The organism is Pseudomonas sp. LBUM1656 (assembly GCF_059716065.1).
The window spans coordinates 1,285,344-1,302,948 of sequence record NZ_CP166800.1; the positions used below are offsets into that span (position 1 = coordinate 1,285,344).

Below are 17,605 nucleotides of genomic sequence, written 5' to 3' on the forward strand. Positions count from 1 at the left end.
CGTTTTCATGGAAAAGACTAAGCAGACTGCGCCGTCCGCGGTGCCGCGCCATGTCGCGATCATCATGGATGGTAATAATCGCTGGGCGAAGAAACGCTTTATGCCGGGTGTCGCCGGGCATAAAGCGGGCGTGGATGCCGTTCGCGCAGTGATCGAGGTGTGCGCCGAGGCCGGGGTCGAGGTCTTGACCCTGTTTGCCTTCTCCAGTGAGAACTGGCAGCGCCCGGCCGATGAAGTCAGTGCCTTGATGGATCTGTTCTTCAAGGCGTTGCGTCGCGAGGCCAAGCGCCTCAATGACAACAACATCAGTCTGCGCATCATCGGTGATCGTTCGCGCTTTCATCCAGAGCTTCAGGCTGCCATGCGTGAAGCCGAGGCTATGACCGCCGGTGCCAACCGCTTTGTCTTGCAGATCGCCGCCAACTACGGCGGTCAGTGGGACATCGCGCAAGCCGCGCAACGTCTGGCGCGGGAGGTTCAGGCCGGGCATCTGCGTCCGGAGGACATCACGCCTGAGCTGTTGCAGACCTGTCTCGCCACCGGCGATCTGCCGTTGCCGGACTTGTGCATCCGCACCGGCGGCGAACACCGCATCAGCAACTTCCTGCTGTGGCAACTGGCCTACGCCGAGTTGTACTTCTCCGACCTGTTCTGGCCGGACTTCAAACACGACGCCATGCGTAACGCGCTGGCCGATTTCGCTTCTCGTCAGCGCCGCTTCGGTAAAACGAGCGAGCAGGTCGAGTCTGGAGCCCGGGTTTAATGCTCAAACAACGAATCATCACCGCGCTGATCCTGCTGCCGATCGCCTTGTGCGGGTTTTTCCTGCTCGAAGGCACAGGCTTTGCGCTGTTCATCGGGCTGGTCGTGACCCTCGGTGCGTGGGAGTGGGCTCGCCTGGCAGGCTTCAACGCCCAGCCGACTCGCGTGGCCTATGCGGTAGTGGTCGCATTGATGCTGTTTGTCATGCACATCCTGCCGGGGCTCGCACCTTGGGTGTTGGGCGCTTCGGTGCTCTGGTGGGGCGTGGCGACGTATCTGGTGCTGACGTATCCGCGTTCGAGCGAACGTTGGTCCAGTGCGGCGACCAAATTGGTCATCGGCCTGTTGATTCTCCTGCCGGCTTGGCAGGGTCTGGTGCAGATCAAACAATACCCGTTGGGCAACTGGCTGATCATGGCGGTGATGGTGCTGGTCTGGGGTGCGGATATCGGCGCGTACTTTTCCGGTCGGGCCTTTGGCAAGCGCAAGCTGGCGCCGCAGGTCAGTCCTGGCAAGAGCTGGGAAGGCGTGTATGGCGGCCTGGCGCTGAGCCTGGTCATCACCGTCATTGTTGGCCTTGTTCGCGACTGGACGGTCGCCGAGCTTTTCAAAGGGCTGATCGGTGCGGCAATTATCGTGTTTATCTCGGTAGTGGGTGATCTCACCGAAAGCATGTTCAAGCGCCAGTCCGGGATCAAGGACAGCAGTAATCTGCTGCCGGGGCATGGCGGTGTGCTGGATCGCATCGACAGCCTGACGGCCGCGATCCCCGTATTTGCCGTGCTGTTGTGGATGGCTGCACCGTGAGCCGCCCACAGCAGATTACCGTTCTGGGGGCGACCGGCTCGATCGGTCTGAGCACCCTGGACGTGATCGCTCGCCATCCCGAGCGTTATCAAGTATTCGCCTTGAGCGGCTTCACCCGCCTGAGCGAGTTGCTCGCCTTGTGCGTGCGTCATACGCCGCGGTTCGCCGTCGTGCCGGAGGCGGGCGCTGCCCGGACCTTGCAGGACGACCTGCGCGCCGCCGGCCTGTCGACTCGCGTGTTGGTGGGGGAGGAGGGGCTGTGTCAGGTGGCTTCCGACCCTGAAGTCGATGCGGTCATGGCGGCCATCGTTGGTGCGGCGGGCTTGCGTCCGACCCTGGCGGCGGTCGAGGCCGGCAAGAAAATTCTGCTGGCCAACAAAGAAGCGCTGGTCATGTCGGGTGCGCTGTTCATGCAGGCGGTGCGCAAAAGCGGTTCGGTGTTGCTCCCGATCGACAGCGAGCACAACGCGATTTTTCAGTGCATGCCACAGGATTTCGCTCGCGGGCTTGGTGCGGTTGGTGTGCGCCGGATTCTGCTGACCGCCTCTGGTGGTCCGTTCCGACAGACGCCGATGGCCGAGTTGGCGCATGTTTCCCCTGAGCAAGCGTGCGCGCACCCGAACTGGTCCATGGGTCGCAAGATTTCGGTCGATTCGGCCAGCATGATGAACAAAGGGCTTGAGTTGATCGAAGCCTGCTGGCTGTTCGACGCCAAGCCGTCCCAGGTCGAAGTGGTGATTCACCCTCAGAGCGTGATTCATTCGCTGGTCGACTATGTCGATGGCTCGGTGCTGGCGCAGTTGGGCAATCCGGACATGCGCACGCCGATCGCCAACGCCCTGGCCTGGCCGGAGCGTATCGATTCGGGCGTAGCGCCGCTGGATCTGTTTGCCATCGCGCGCCTGGACTTCCAGGCACCCGATGAAGAGCGCTTCCCTTGCCTGCGCCTTGCGCGTCAGGCTGCCGAAGCTGGCAACAGCGCGCCGGCCATGCTTAATGCGGCGAATGAAGTAGCTGTCGCGGCGTTTCTCGACGAGCGGGTTCGCTACCCGGAAATCGCGAGTATCATCGAGGAGGTGTTAAACCTCGAGCCGGTCGTTGCGGTGGATGATCTCGAGGCGGTGTTTACGGCCGACGCGAAAGCGCGAGAACTGGCCGGGCAATGGTTGAGCCGTCACGGGCGGTAAGTGCTGCAATACGTTGGCCCATGCGGCACTGGATAGGATTGCGGAGAAAGTAGATGAGCGCGCTCTATATGATTGTCGGCACCCTGGTTGCGTTGGGCGTGCTGGTCACCTTCCACGAATTCGGCCATTTCTGGGTCGCACGTCGCTGTGGGGTCAAAGTGCTGCGTTTCTCCGTGGGTTTCGGCATGCCGCTGCTGCGCTGGCACGACAAGAAAGGCACTGAGTTCGTGGTGGCTGCCATTCCGTTGGGCGGCTACGTGAAGATGCTCGACGAGCGCGAAGGCGAAGTGCCGGCCGATCAGGTCGATCAATCCTTCAATCGCAAATCGGTCCGTCAGCGTATTGCTATCGTGGCCGCAGGACCGATCGCCAACTTTCTACTGGCAATGGTGTTTTTCTGGGTGTTGGCCATGCTCGGCAGCGAGCAGGTGCGGCCGGTCATCGGCGCGGTCGAATCTGGCAGCATTGCGGCCAAGGCCGGTCTGGGTGCTGGTCAGGAAATTATTGCCATTGACGGCGAGCCGACTTCTGGCTGGGGCGCGGTAAATCTGCAACTGGTCCGTCGGCTTGGCGAGAGCGGTTCTCTTCAGTTATTGGTGCGTGAGCAGGGCTCCACGGCGGATTCGCCTCGTGAGCTGATGCTGGATAAATGGCTCAAGGGTGCTGACGAACCGGATCCGATTCGTTCGTTGGGTATTCGCCCTTGGCGTCCGGCGCTGCCGCCGGTGTTGGCTGAGCTTGATTCGAAAGGGCCGGCACAGGCTGCGGGCCTGAAGACCGGTGATCGGCTGTTGGCCCTTGATGGCAAGTCGCTTGATGACTGGCAGCAGGTGGTCGATACCGTTCGTATGCGTCCCGATACCAAAATCATGCTGCGCGTTGAGCGCGATGGTGCTCAAATCGACGTCCCTGTGACCTTGGCCGCTCGCGGCGAGAGCAAGGCGCCCACCGGTTATCTGGGCGCTGGGGTGAAAGCGGTCGATTGGCCACCAGAGATGATTCGTGAAGTCAGTTATGGTCCGTTGGCCGCAATTGGCGAGGGTGCTCGACGCACCTGGACCATGAGCGTACTGACCCTCGATTCGCTCAAGAAAATGTTGTTCGGCGAGCTCTCGGTAAAAAACTTGAGTGGACCGATAACCATTGCTAAAGTGGCGGGCGCTTCTGCCCAGTCGGGTGTCGCTGATTTCCTGAATTTCCTTGCTTATCTGAGTATTAGCCTGGGGGTTCTGAATTTGTTGCCCATTCCTGTACTGGATGGGGGACATTTGTTGTTTTATCTGATCGAGTGGGCGCGTGGTCGTCCCTTGTCGGATCGGGTGCAGGGTTGGGGGATACAGATCGGTATCAGTTTGGTGGTCGGGGTGATGTTGCTTGCTCTGGTCAATGATTTGGGCCGTCTGTAACACTTCGCTGAATTGCGAATCTGCCGCATTTTGCGGCAGTTTGTTTATTGCCAGTTGGAATAAGAAAGGACTTCATGAAACGTCTGCTGCTAACTGCGGTTCTCACCGTATTGATGATCGCCGAAGTTCACGCCGAGTCCTTCACTATCTCTGATATTCGCGTCAATGGCCTCCAGCGGGTCTCCGCGGGTAGCGTCTTTGGTGCTTTGCCGTTAAACGTCGGTGAACAGGCGGATGATCGTCGCCTGGTGGAATCCACTCGTGCGCTGTTCAAAACCGGGTTCTTTCAAGATATCCAGCTGGGCCGCGATGGCAACGTCCTTGTCATTACGGTAGTCGAGCGTCCATCGGTCGCCAGTATCGAGATCGAAGGTAACAAGGCGATCTCTACTGAAGACCTCATGAAGGGGCTCAAACAATCCGGTCTGGCTGAAGGCGAGATCTTCCAGCGTGCCACCCTCGAAGGTGTCCGTAACGAACTGCAGCGCCAATATGTCGCCCAGGGTCGCTACTCGGCTACTGTTGACACCGAAGTGGTGCCGCAGCCGCGTAACCGCGTCGGCCTGAAGGTCAACATCAACGAAGGCACCGTTGCAGCTATCCAGCACATCAACGTGGTGGGTAACACGGTCTTCGCTGATGAAGACCTGATCGACTTGTTTGAATTGAAGACTACCAACTGGTTGTCGTTCTTCAAGAACGATGACAAGTACGCTCGTGAAAAGCTGTCGGGTGACCTGGAGCGTCTGCGCTCCTACTACCTGGACCGTGGCTATATCAACATGGATATCGCTTCGACCCAGGTGTCTATTACCCCGGACAAGAAACACGTCTACATCACCGTCAACGTCAACGAAGGCGAGAAATACACCGTTCGTGACGTCAAACTGAGCGGCGACCTGAAAGTCCCTGAAGACCAGGTCAAGTCCCTGCTGCTGGTGCAAAAAGGCCAGGTGTTCTCGCGCAAGCTGATGACCACTACGTCCGAACTGATCACCCGTCGTCTGGGTAACGAGGGTTACACCTTCGCCAACGTCAACGGCGTGCCGCAGCCGCACGATGAAGATCACACCGTCGACATCACTTTCGCCGTCGATCCGGGCAAGCGTGCTTACGTCAACCGCATCAACTTCCGTGGCAACACCAAGTCCGAAGACGAAGTGCTACGCCGTGAAATGCGTCAGATGGAAGGCGGTTGGGCTTCTACCTACCTGATCGACCAATCCAAGACCCGTCTTGAGCGTCTGGGCTTCTTTAAAGAAGTGAACGTCGAAACCCCTGCCGTACCGGGTGTCGATGACCAGGTTGACGTGAACTACAGCGTTGAAGAGCAGGCTTCCGGTTCGATCACCGCCAGCGTCGGTTTTGCCCAGAGCGCCGGTCTGATTCTCGGTGGCTCGATTACCCAGAACAACTTCCTGGGTACTGGTAACAAGGTCAGCGTCGGCTTGACCCGAAGTGAATACCAGAGCCGCTATAACTTCGGTTATGTCGATCCGTACTGGACTGCTGATGGCGTGAGCCTGGGTTACAACGCTTTCTATCGCACCACCGACTACGATGACCTCGATGTCGACGTAGCCAGCTATGCCGTGGACAGCCTGGGTGCTGGCGTCAACGTCGGTTACCCGATCAGCGAGACGTCGCGCCTGACCTTTGGCCTGAGCGTGCAACAGGACAAGATCAAGACCGGTCAGTACACCGTTGACGAGATTTTCGACTTCGTAAACAAGGAAGGCGACAACTACCTGAACTTCAAGGCGTCGGCCGGCTGGTCCGAGTCCACCCTGAACAAAGGCGTGTTGGCGACCCGTGGACGTTCCCAGAGCCTGACACTGGAAACCACCACGCCAGGTAGCGACCTGTCATTCTTCAAAGTTGATTACCGTGGCCAGTTGTTCCAGCCATTGTCTGAAAACTACACCGTGCGTCTGCACACCGAACTGGGCTATGGCGACGGATACGGTTCGACCGATGGCTTGCCGTTCTATGAAAACTACTATGCTGGTGGTTTCAACTCGGTTCGTGGCTTCAAGGACAGCACCCTGGGTCCGCGCAGTACACCTAGCCGTGGTACAAACCCGGGTACATTGGCCGATCCGGACCAGGATCCACTGCCATTTGGTGGCAACGTCCTGATCCAGGGTGGTGCAGAGCTTCTGTTCCCTCTGCCGTTCGTCAAGGATCAACGCTCTCTGCGTACCTCGGTATTCTGGGATGTGGGTAACGTATTTGACTCGCAGTGCAAAGACACCACCAACGCAAACGGTTCGGCGTCCAATACAAAGTGCAACGACATCAGCCTGAGCAACATGGCCAGTTCCGTCGGTGTGGGCGTGACCTGGGTCACCGCACTGGGTCCTCTGAGCTTCGCGTTGGCCATGCCGATCAAGAAACCGGATGACGCTGAGACTCAAGTGTTCCAATTCTCTCTCGGCCAGACGTTCTAAGCGTCTGCCCCAAAATAACGACAATGGATTTTGTAGGAGTGCATCGTGCGTAAGTTGACTCAATTGGTTCTCCTGGCGACCGTACTGGTAGCAGGCCCGGCTTTTGCCGACATGAAAATCGCCGTTCTGAACTATCAGATGGCCCTGCTGGAATCCGACGCGGCCAAGAAATACGCTGTGGATGCCGAGAAGAAGTTTGGTCCGCAACTGTCCAAGCTCAAGACGCTGGAAAGCAGCGCCAAAGGTATCCAGGATCGTCTGATGGCTGGCGGCGACAAGATGCAGCAAGGCGAGCGTGAACGCCTTGAGCTCGAGTTCAAGCAAAAGGCTCGTGACTTCCAGTTCCAGTCCAAGGAACTGAACGAAGCCAAAGCCGTTGCTGACCGTGAAATGCTGAAGCAGCTCAAGCCGAAACTGGACAGCGCTGTGGAAGAAGTCATCAAGAAAGGTGCTTTTGACCTGGTCTTCGAGCGTGGCGCAGTGATTGATGTCAAACCTCAGTACGACATCACTCGCCAGGTTATCGAGCGCATGAATCAGCTGAAGTAATCCATGACAGCGACTATAAAGCTCGGCCAGTTGGCCGAGTTCCTCGGCGCCACGCTACGTGGCGACCCGGAGAAAGAAATTACTGGGCTAGCCACTTTACAAGAGGCTGGCCCAGCTCAGTTGAGCTTTCTTGCAAACCCCCAATACCGTAAATACCTGGTGGACTGCCGGGCCGCGGCGCTGTTGCTAAAGGCCGCAGACGCTGAAGGTTTTGACGGCGATGCCTTGGTGGTGCCTGATCCGTATCTGGCCTACGCACGTATTTCCCATCTGTTCGATCCCAAGCCCAAGGCGCCTGTCGGTATTCACCCGACAGCGGTAGTGGCTGCGGACGCAGTGGTTGATCCGGCGGCGAGCATCGGTGCCTTTGCTGTGATCGAAAGCGGCGCGCGTATCGCTGCCGGTGTGACCGTGGGCGCGCATTGCTTCATTGGTGCCCGTAGCGAAATCGGCGAGGGCGGCTGGCTGGCCCCGCGGGTTACGTTGTACCACGACGTGCGCATCGGCAAACGTGTAGTGATTCAGTCCGGCGCGGTACTCGGTGGCGAAGGCTTCGGTTTTGCCAACGAGAAAGGTGTCTGGCAGAAAATCGCCCAGATCGGTGGTGTATTGGTCGGTGATGATGTGGAGATTGGCGTGAATACCGCTATCGATCGCGGTGCCCTGGCCGATACCGTATTGGGTAACGGTGTGAAGCTCGACAATCAGATTCAGATCGCCCACAACGTGCAGGTCGGTGATCACACCGCCATGGCCGCGTGCGTGGGGATCTCCGGCAGCACCAAAATCGGCAAGCATTGCATGCTCGCCGGTGGCGTAGGGCTGGTGGGGCATATCGAAATTTGCGACAACGTTTTTATCACCGGGATGACCATGGTGACCCACTCGATTACCGAAAAGGGTTCCTATTCTTCCGGTACGGCGATGCAACCAGCCGCCGAATGGCGCAAAAGCGCGGCCCGTATCCGTCAGCTCGATGACATCGCGCGACGTTTGCGACAGCTGGAAAAGCGTGTAGGGGACGTGACCCCTGACGGTAATGCTTCATCAGATGGCTGATACCATTTCCATATCAAGTGTGCACAGCCGCTAGACTGCCTCCTTGATTTGCTAGAGGGGTGCGCGTCAGTCGCGCGCTCCCAATCTTTACATAGGCTTCCCCCCGAAATGATGGACATCAACGAGATTCGCGAATACCTGCCTCACCGTTACCCGTTCCTGCTGGTGGACCGGGTCGTGGATCTGGATGTGGAAGGCAAGCGCATTCGCGCCTACAAGAATGTCAGCATCAACGAACCGTTCTTCAATGGCCACTTCCCTGCGCATCCAATCATGCCGGGCGTGTTGATCATCGAAGCGATGGCTCAGGCTGCCGGTATCCTTGGCTTCAAAATGCTCGACGTGAAGCCCGCCGACGGCACGCTTTACTACTTCGTCGGCTCCGACAAGCTGCGTTTTCGCCAGCCTGTCACCCCCGGTGATCAGTTGATTCTCGAAGCCCGCTTCATCAGCTGCAAGCGCCAAATCTGGAAATTCGAGTGCCAGGCTTCGGTCGATGGCAAGCCAGTCTGCTCCGCTGAAATCATCTGCGCGGAACGCAAACTATGAGTTTGATTGACCCTCGCGCAATCATCGATCCGACGGCCGTTCTGGCCGAAGGTGTCGAGGTCGGCCCATGGTCGATCGTCGGCGCAGGTGTGGAAATCGGCGAGGGGACAGTGATCGGGCCGCATGTGATTCTCAAGGGCCCGACCCGAATCGGTAAGCATAACCGCATCTACCAGTTTTCTTCGGTAGGTGAGGACACGCCCGATCTGAAATACAAAGGCGAAGAAACCCGTCTGGTCATCGGTGACCACAACGTCATCCGTGAAGGCGTGACGATTCACCGCGGGACCGTCCAGGACCGTTCGGAAACGACCCTGGGTGATCACAACCTGATCATGGCCTATGCCCACATCGGCCACGACAGCGTGATCGGCAACCACTGCATCCTGGTCAACAACACCGCGTTGGCGGGTCATGTGCACGTCGAAGACTGGGCGATCCTGTCCGGTTTTACCTTGGTTCACCAGTATTGCCACATCGGCGCCCACAGCTTTTCCGGCATGGGTACCGCCATTGGCAAGGACGTTCCAGCGTACGTCACGGTATTCGGCAACCCCGCCGAAGCGCGCAGCATGAACTTCGAAGGCATGCGCCGTCGTGGTTTCAGCGAAGACGCGATCCACGCCCTGCGTCGTGCCTACAAGGTGGTTTACCGCCAAGGCCTGACGGTTGAACAGGCACTCGCCGAATTGGCCGAACCTTCGGACCAGTTCCCGGAAGTCGCGGTGTTCCGTGATTCCATCCAGTCTTCGACCCGCGGCATCACACGTTAATCATGGCTAATCTGCGTATTGCGCTGGTGGCGGGTGAGGCTTCCGGTGACATTCTGGGCGCGGGTCTCATGCGCGCGTTGAAGGCTCAGCATCCGGGGGTGGAGTTCATCGGTGTCGGTGGCCCGCTGATGCAGGCCGAAGGCCTGACTTCGTATTTCCCGATGGAACGTCTTTCGGTCATGGGCCTGGTGGAAGTGCTGGGGCGATTGCGTGAGTTGATGGCGCGTCGTAAAAAGCTGATTGCCGACCTGATCGCCGAAAAGCCTGACGCGTTTATCGGCATCGATGCCCCGGACTTCAACCTCAACATCGAACTCAAACTGCGTCAGGCCGGGATCAAGACCGTTCATTACGTCAGCCCGTCGGTGTGGGCGTGGCGGCAGAAGCGGGTGCTGAAGATCCGCGAAGGCTGCGACCTGATGCTGACGCTGTTTCCGTTTGAAGCCAAATTCTATGAAGAGAAGGGCGTGCCGGTGCGGTTTGTCGGGCACACCCTGGCCGATGCGATACCCCTCCAAGCGGATCGTCTCGCCGCACGCGCCGAGCTCGGTTTGCCTGTTGGGCCATTGGTCGCGCTGATGCCGGGCAGTCGCGGTGGCGAAGTCGGGCGCCTGGGCGCGTTGTTCCTTGATACCGCCGAGCGTTTGCGCGCCATGCGCCCAGGCGTGCGGTTCATTATTCCGTGCGCCAGCCCTCAGCGCCGCGCGCAGCTTGAAGAGTTGCTCGCCGGTCGCGATCTGCCGCTGACCCTGCTTGACGGCAAGTCTCATCTGGCGCTCGCAGCCTGCGACGCGGTGTTGATTGCCTCCGGAACGGCTACCCTTGAAGCGTTGTTGTACAAGCGGCCGATGGTCGTCGCTTATCGCCTGGCGCCGCTGACGTTCTGGATTCTCAAGCGCATGGTCAAGAGCCCCTACGTCTCGTTGCCGAACCTGTTGGCCCAGCGCCTGTTGGTGCCTGAGTTGCTGCAGGATGATGCGACGGTTGAAGCGCTGGCCCAGACGTTGTCGCCGCTGATCGAAGGTGGCGAAGAACAGACCCGCGGCTTCGATGAAATCCACCGTACCTTGCGTCTGGACGCCTCCAATCAGGCAGCGGACGCGGTACTGAATCTGATCGGCAAAACACAATGACAAAAGCACAACAGATGGGCCTCGATTTCACCCTGGTCGCTGAAGTCGAAGAATTGGTTGCCGGCGTTGATGAAGTCGGCCGCGGCCCGCTCTGCGGTGCCGTGGTAACGGCCGCGGTGATCCTCGATCCGAACCGTCCGATCCTCGGTCTCAACGACTCAAAGAAGCTCACCGAAGCCCGCCGCGAAAAGCTCTACAACGAAATCTGCGAGAAGGCCCTGAGCTGGTGTATCGCCCGGGCCGAAGTCGAAGAAATCGATGAGCTGAACATCCTCCATGCCACCATGCTGGCCATGCAGCGCGCGATCGAAGGCCTACACATCCAGCCGAAACTGGCGATGATCGACGGCAACCGTTGCCCGAAACTGTCCATGCGCGCCGAAGCGGTGGTGCAGGGCGACGGCAAGGTGCCGGCCATCGCTGCAGCATCGATCCTGGCCAAGGTCAGCCGTGACCGTGAAATGGCTGCTTTCGAATTGATTTACCCGGGTTACGGGATCGGTGGCCACAAAGGCTACCCGACCCCCGTTCATCTGGAAGCCCTGGCCCGCTTGGGGCCGACCCCGATTCACCGTCGCTCATTCGCGCCGGTTCGCCTGGCTTATGAGGCGCGGGAAAACCTGATCGTGAGTTAGTCGCAGCTGATGTTTTACTCAAGGCCCGGTACAATCCGGGCCTTGTTGTCTTCACGTTTCTAGACAGGATCACTATGCCGGCTTCATTCGTTCATCTACGCCTGCACACTGAATATTCCCTGGTCGACGGTCTGGTGCGGATCAAACCGCTGGTCAAGACCCTGGTCGGCATGAACATGCCTGCCGTAGCGGTCACCGACCAGAACAACATGTGTTCCCTGGTCAAATTCTATAAAGCGGCCATGGGCGCAGGCATCAAGCCAATCTGCGGCGCCGACCTGTGGCTGTCGAACAAGGATCCGGACAACGCCTTGAGCCGGATCAGCCTGCTGGCGATGAACGCTGTGGGCTATCGCAACCTCACAGAACTGATTTCCCGCGGCTTCATCGACGGCCAGCGCAATGGCTCGATCATCATTGAGCGCGAGTGGGTGGCCGAAGCCAGCGAAGGCTTGATCATGCTGTCGGCGGCAAAAGAGGGTGAGATCGGCCTGGCCATGCTCAGTGGCAATCCGGCTGAAGCGGAAAACCTCGCCCGCGAATGGATGGCCGTGTTCCCGGATCGTTTCTATCTGGAGATCCAGCGCACCAACCGCCCCAACGACGAAGAACAATTGCACGGCGCCGTGGCCCTGGCCGAAAAAATCGGTGCGCCGCTGGTCGCGACCAACGACGTGCGCTTTATCAAGCAGGAAGATTTTGCCGCTCACGAAACCCGCGTCTGCATCGGTGAGGGCCGCGCCCTCGACGATCCGCGGCGTTCGAAGAATTACAGCGATCAGCAATACCTCAAAAGCGCCGAGGAAATGGCCGAGCTGTTCAGCGACATTCCCGAGGCGCTGGCCAACACCGTCGAGATCGCCAAGCGCTGCAACATTGAAGTGAAGCTGGGCACTCACTTCCTGCCCAATTTCCCGATCCCTGATGGCATGACCATCGACGAGTATTTCCGCAAGGTCTCGTTCGACGGTCTGGAAGAGCGCCTCAGTGTTCTGCTGCCCCGAGACACCACCGAAGATTACGAAACCAAGCGTCAGGTCTACGTCGACCGGCTGAATTTCGAGCTGGATATCATCATCCAGATGGGTTTCCCGGGTTACTTCCTGATCGTTATGGACTTTATCCAGTGGGCCAAGAGCAATGGCGTACCGGTGGGTCCTGGCCGGGGATCGGGTGCCGGGTCGCTGGTGGCCTATGTGCAAAAGATCACCGACCTCGATCCGCTGGAATATGACCTGCTGTTCGAACGTTTCCTTAACCCGGAACGGGTCTCCATGCCCGACTTCGACGTCGACTTCTGCATGGACGGTCGCGACCGCGTGATCGACTACGTGGCCGAGAAGTACGGCCGCAACGCGGTGAGCCAGATCATCACCTTCGGTTCCATGGCCGCCAAGGCTGTGGTCCGTGACGTGGCGCGGGTGCAGGGCAAGTCCTACGGTCTGGCGGATCGTCTGTCGAAGATGATTCCGTTCGAAGTCGGCATGACCCTGGAAAAAGCCTACGAGCAGGAAGAGATCCTGCGTGACTTCATCAAGGTCGATGAAGAGGCCGCGGAAATCTGGGAGATGGCGCGCAAGCTCGAAGGCGTTGTGCGTAACGTCGGTAAGCACGCCGGGGGGGTGGTCATCGCCCCGACCAAGCTGACGGACTTCTCGCCAATCTATTGTGATGAGGCCGGCGATGGTCTGGTGACCCAGTTCGACAAGGACGACGTTGAGGCCGCTGGCCTGGTGAAGTTCGACTTCTTGGGTCTGCGGACCCTGACGGTCATCGACTGGGCACTGAAAACCATCAACCGCGACCGCGCCAAGGTCGACGAGCCGCCGCTGGACATCGCGTTCATCCCGCTGGATGACAAACCGACTTACCAACTGCTGCAAAAGGCTGAGACCACCGCGGTGTTCCAGCTTGAGTCGCGCGGCATGAAAGAGCTGATCAAAAAGCTCAAGCCCGACTGCCTGGAAGACTTGATCGCACTGGTGGCCCTGTTCCGTCCGGGCCCGCTGCAATCGGGCATGGTGGACGACTTCATCAACCGTAAGCACGGCCGCGCTGAACTGGCGTACCCGCACTCGGACTACCAGTACGAAGGCCTCAAGCCCGTCTTGGCACCGACTTACGGCATCATCCTGTATCAGGAACAGGTGATGCAGATTGCCCAGGTCATGGCCGGTTACACCCTCGGCGGTGCGGACATGCTGCGCCGGGCCATGGGTAAGAAAAAGCCTGAGGAAATGGCCAAGCAGCGCGGCGGTTTCATTGAAGGTTGCAAGACCAACAATATCGAGGCCGACCTTGCCGGTAACATTTTCGACCTGGTAGAAAAATTCGCCGGTTACGGTTTCAACAAATCCCACTCCGCCGCTTACGGCCTGGTGTCGTACCAGACAGCGTGGCTGAAGACGCACTACCCGGCGCCGTTCATGGCCGCCGTGCTGTCGGCGGATATGCACAACACCGACAAGGTCGTGACCTTGATCGAAGAAATTCGCACCATGAAGCTGCGTCTCGACGCGCCGGATGTGAATACTTCGGAGTTCAAGTTCACGGTGAATGACGAAGGCCGGATCATTTACGGCCTCGGCGCGATCAAGGGGGTGGGCGAAGGTCCGGTGGAAGCGATCACCGAGGCGCGTCAGGACGGCCCGTTCAAGGATCTGTTCGATTTCTGCGCTCGCGTCGATCTCAAGCGAATCAACAAGCGCACCCTGGACGGTTTGATCCGCAGCGGTGCGTTGGATCGTCTCGGTCCTTACTTCCATGACGAGCAGAAAGCCTACCAGGCCAATATCGACCGCAACCGTGCGGTCCTGCTGAACGCCATGGAAGGGGCGATCAAGGCCGCCGAACAAACCCTGCGAACCAAAGACAGCGGCCACGTCGACCTGTTTGGCGGTCTGTTCGTCGAAGAAGACGCCGATGTCTACGCCAATAACCGCAAGGCCAAGGAACTGACCCTCAAGGAACGCCTGAAAGGGGAGAAAGACACCCTGGGCCTGTACCTGACCGGTCACCCGATCGACGAATACGAAGGCGAGATCCGCCGTTTTGCCCGTCAGCGCATCATCGACCTGAAGCCGGCTCGTGACACACAGACTGTCGCGGGCATGATCATCGCCCTGCGGGTGATGAAGAACAAAAAGGGCGACAAGATGGGTTTCATCACCCTCGATGACCGCTCCGGGCGAATCGAAGCTTCGCTGTTTGCCGAAGCGTTCCATTCCGCGCAATCGCTGTTGCAGACCGACGCGATGGTGGTGGTCGAAGGCGAAGTCAGCAATGACGACTTCTCCGGCGGCTTGCGCCTGCGGGTCAAGCGGGTGATGAGCATGGAAGATGCGCGCACCAACCTCGCCGAAAGCCTGCGCCTGAAGCTGCAGACCAAGGATTTGAAGGGCGATCAGCTACGCTGGCTGGGTGAGTTGTTCAAGCGTCACCGCGGCGCTTGCCCGATCACCATGGAGTACACGAGTCCCGATGCGAAGGCCTTGCTGCAGTTTGGCGAGACCTGGCGGATCGACCCGGCGGATGCGTTGATTCAAGCCTTGCGTGACCAGTTCGGGCGAGACAACGTCTTCCTCCAATACCGTTGACGGTCAGGTTCCGCCGAAGGCCCTGATCTCGACCTGAATTTTTAATCTCGACCTGAACGCGCCTGTCCCTTAAGGTAGGGCGCGAATAGACAACCGGCCGGCCCAAGCTCTCTTGGACGTCGACCCAAGACGGACGCCTATGAACCCGAATTTTCTAGATTTCGAACAGCCGATCGCCGACCTGCAAGCCAAGATCGAAGAGTTGCGCTTGGTCGGTAACGACAATTCGCTGAATATCGGCGATGAGATCTCCCGCCTGCAGGACAAAAGCAGCACGCTGACCGAAGACATCTTCGGCAAGCTGACCAGCTGGCAGATCGCACGTCTCGCGCGTCACCCGAAACGTCCGTATACCCTGGACTATATCGAACACATCTTTACCGAGTTCGACGAACTGCACGGCGACCGTCACTTCTCCGACGACGCTGCGATCGTTGGCGGCATTGCCCGACTGGACGATCAGCCGGTGATGATCATCGGTCACCAGAAGGGCCGTGAAGTGCGCGAGAAGGTTCGCCGCAATTTCGGCATGCCGCGTCCGGAAGGCTACCGCAAGGCGTGCCGCCTGATGGAAATGGCCGAACGTTTCAAAATGCCGATCCTGACCTTCATCGACACCCCGGGCGCTTACCCTGGCATCGACGCTGAAGAGCGCAACCAGAGCGAAGCAATTGCCTGGAACCTGCGCGTCATGTCTCGTCTGAAAACCCCAATCATCGCCACCGTGATCGGTGAAGGTGGTTCCGGTGGCGCTCTGGCGATCGGCGTTTGCGATCAGCTGAACATGCTGCAGTACTCGACCTACGCGGTGATTTCGCCGGAAGGTTGCGCCTCGATCCTGTGGAAAACCGCCGAGAAAGCACCGGACGCTGCTGAAGCCATGGGCATCACCGCCGAGCGCCTGAAAGGCCTGGGCATCGTCGACAAAGTGATCGGCGAGCCGTTGGGCGGCGCTCACCGCGATCCTGCGGCGGCGGCTGCTTCGATCCGTGCCGAGCTGAGCTCGCAACTGGCGATGCTGAAGAAGTTCGATAACGAAGCGCTGCTGGCCCGTCGTTACGAGCGTCTGATGAGCTACGGTCTCTGATCTGACCGCGCTTTACCCATGTGGGAGCGGGCTTGCTCGCGAAAGCGGTATGACAGTCAACCGATGTGTTGAATGTTGAGCCGCCTTCGCGAGCAAGCCCGCTCCCACATTTGATTTGTGCGAAGTGATCGATATGAGTCTGCCTACAAGTGATCTGTCTACCAGGCTTCTGCTGAATCTGAAACCCTGGCGCAACGCCACAACCTGGCGCATCGCCTTCTCCGGCGGGCTCGATTCCACCGTCCTGCTGCACCTGCTCGCCCACCTCGCAAAAAACCAATCACTTCCAGCGCTCAGCACCATTCATGTTCATCACGGCCTTCAGGCTGCTGCTGATGCGTGGCCACAACATTGTCAGTCGGTCTGTGACGCGCTGGGTGTGCCGCTACAGGTAGTTCACGTTCAGGTTCTGCCCGGCGCCAGCCTTGAGCGTGCCGCCCGGGATGCGCGCTATGGCGCCTTCGTTGAAGCCAGTCAAGCCAATGAACTGCTGCTGACCGCGCAGCACCAGGACGATCAGGCGGAAACCCTGCTGTTCCGGTTGTTGCGTGGGGCGGGGGTGAGAGGTTTGTCGGGAATGCCTCGCGAACGCGCCTTGGGTCGCGGGCATCTTCTGCGTCCGTTGCTCGATGTCACGCGCGCCGAACTTGAGGCTTACGCGGCCGAGCACCAGCTGAGCTGGATCGAAGACCCTTCGAACCAGGATCGTCAGTTCTCTCGCAATTACCTGCGCCATCAAGTGTTCCCGGTCCTGACCGAGCGATGGCCGCAAGCGATGGCGACCATGGCCCGCAGCGCCGCGCATCTGAGCGAAGCGCAGGGGTTGCTTGATGATCTGGCGCAAATCGATCTGGCCAATGCCAACACCGTCAGTGATTTCGATTGGCTGGGCGTGCCGTCTCTGGAGCTGGCGCCGATTGCAAAACTTTCTGCCGCGCGCCAACGCAACGCCCTGAGTCACTGGCTCACAGCGTTGACGCGGCTGCCGGACAGCGACCATTGGTCGGGTTGGGACGATTTACGCGATGCCACCGGCGATGCCCGTCCAGTCTGGCGGCTGGCCGATGGCGAATTGCATCGTGCGGGCGGGCGTATCTGGTGGCTATCAGGCAGCTGGCTGCTTAATCCACCACCCGCCGGCGTCTGGGCCGAGCCCTCGACGTCGCTGGTGTTACCGGAAAATGGCGTACTCACCTTCAACGGCCAAATCCCCGCTGGCCCGCTGCATATCCGCTATCGTGAGGGAGGCGAGGTGATGAATCTGCCTGATCGCGGCCACCGTGATCTAAAGCGTTTGCTCAACGAACGCGGTGTTCCGGGCTTCGTCCGTGGCAGATTGCCGCTGCTCTACCGAGGTGCGCAATTGCTGGCGGTGGCCAACCTGCGGGGCCTTGATGGCTGTGAGCAGGAAGGCTGGCATTTGCATTGGGACCCATTGAGCGAAGATCAAGGTTTGAGCTGAAAGGGGCTTTCCGGTAGACTACGCTCCCTTCTTGATACAACTTCTGTGGATTCGCCTGAATTACAGAAGTTGCCGATTACCAAGCAGTCTTTGCTGGGCGATTCCAAAAAATGTGTAGCGAGCAACGTACCGGTGTTTCATCTGCCGGTC

At 59.0% G+C, this 17,605-nt stretch carries 14 protein-coding genes; all 14 read left to right on the forward strand.

The features are described from left to right. The first annotated feature begins 7 nt into the window (after positions 1-7). The 14 genes from uppS (at position 8) to tilS (ending at position 17,455) form a co-directional block, all read left to right on the forward strand. Positions 8-763, forward strand: a complete 756-nt coding sequence (gene uppS, locus ACA072_RS05605) for a polyprenyl diphosphate synthase (protein ID WP_461979908.1) — start codon at positions 8-10, stop codon at positions 761-763. After that, complete coding sequence (locus tag ACA072_RS05610) at positions 763-1,569, forward strand: phosphatidate cytidylyltransferase (RefSeq protein WP_497623549.1); 807 nt, start codon at positions 763-765, stop codon at positions 1,567-1,569. Before uppS ends, ACA072_RS05610 begins: the two co-directional genes overlap by 1 nt. Further along, on the forward strand, positions 1,566-2,756 hold the full coding sequence (gene ispC, locus ACA072_RS05615; protein ID WP_497623550.1) for a 1-deoxy-D-xylulose-5-phosphate reductoisomerase: 1,191 nt from the start codon (positions 1,566-1,568) through the stop codon (positions 2,754-2,756). Before ACA072_RS05610 ends, ispC begins: the two co-directional genes overlap by 4 nt. A gap of 53 nt (positions 2,757-2,809) precedes the next feature. Further along, positions 2,810-4,162, forward strand: coding sequence for a sigma E protease regulator RseP (rseP, locus tag ACA072_RS05620; RefSeq protein ID WP_497623551.1), 1,353 nt, complete (start codon positions 2,810-2,812; stop codon positions 4,160-4,162). Positions 4,163-4,236: 74 nt separating this feature from the next. After that, on the forward strand, positions 4,237-6,612 hold the full coding sequence (gene bamA / locus ACA072_RS05625; RefSeq protein ID WP_497623552.1) for an outer membrane protein assembly factor BamA: 2,376 nt from the start codon (positions 4,237-4,239) through the stop codon (positions 6,610-6,612). 45 nt (positions 6,613-6,657) lie between these two features. Continuing rightward, on the forward strand, positions 6,658-7,161 hold the full coding sequence (locus tag ACA072_RS05630; RefSeq protein WP_010462812.1) for an OmpH/Skp family outer membrane protein: 504 nt from the start codon (positions 6,658-6,660) through the stop codon (positions 7,159-7,161). Positions 7,162-7,164: 3 nt separating this feature from the next. Continuing rightward, positions 7,165-8,220, forward strand: coding sequence for a UDP-3-O-(3-hydroxymyristoyl)glucosamine N-acyltransferase (gene lpxD, locus ACA072_RS05635; RefSeq protein WP_497623553.1), 1,056 nt, complete (start codon positions 7,165-7,167; stop codon positions 8,218-8,220). A 108-nt stretch (positions 8,221-8,328) separates the two neighbouring features. After that, on the forward strand, positions 8,329-8,769 hold the full coding sequence (fabZ, locus tag ACA072_RS05640) for a 3-hydroxyacyl-ACP dehydratase FabZ (protein WP_008154051.1): 441 nt from the start codon (positions 8,329-8,331) through the stop codon (positions 8,767-8,769). Beyond that, the gene (gene lpxA, locus ACA072_RS05645) at positions 8,766-9,542 is read left to right on the forward strand and encodes an acyl-ACP--UDP-N-acetylglucosamine O-acyltransferase (protein WP_131059164.1); all 777 of its coding nucleotides are present in this window, start codon (positions 8,766-8,768) and stop codon (positions 9,540-9,542) included. Before fabZ ends, lpxA begins: the two co-directional genes overlap by 4 nt. Positions 9,543-9,544: 2 nt before the next feature. Then, positions 9,545-10,675, forward strand: a complete 1,131-nt coding sequence (gene lpxB / locus ACA072_RS05650; protein ID WP_497623554.1) for a lipid-A-disaccharide synthase — start codon at positions 9,545-9,547, stop codon at positions 10,673-10,675. Next, complete coding sequence (gene rnhB, locus ACA072_RS05655) at positions 10,672-11,310, forward strand: ribonuclease HII (protein ID WP_497623555.1); 639 nt, start codon at positions 10,672-10,674, stop codon at positions 11,308-11,310. The genes lpxB and rnhB overlap by 4 nt, the downstream gene beginning before the upstream one ends. Before the next feature lie 74 nt (positions 11,311-11,384). Beyond that, positions 11,385-14,906 (forward strand): DNA polymerase III subunit alpha, encoded by a 3,522-nt coding sequence (gene dnaE, locus ACA072_RS05660; protein ID WP_497623556.1) that lies wholly within the window; start codon positions 11,385-11,387, stop codon positions 14,904-14,906. A 139-nt stretch (positions 14,907-15,045) separates the two neighbouring features. After that, complete coding sequence (locus tag ACA072_RS05665; protein WP_497623557.1) at positions 15,046-15,993, forward strand: acetyl-CoA carboxylase carboxyltransferase subunit alpha; 948 nt, start codon at positions 15,046-15,048, stop codon at positions 15,991-15,993. 133 nt (positions 15,994-16,126) lie between these two features. Continuing rightward, positions 16,127-17,455, forward strand: coding sequence for a tRNA lysidine(34) synthetase TilS (gene tilS / locus ACA072_RS05670; RefSeq protein WP_497623558.1), 1,329 nt, complete (start codon positions 16,127-16,129; stop codon positions 17,453-17,455). Positions 17,456-17,605 lie beyond the last annotated feature (150 nt).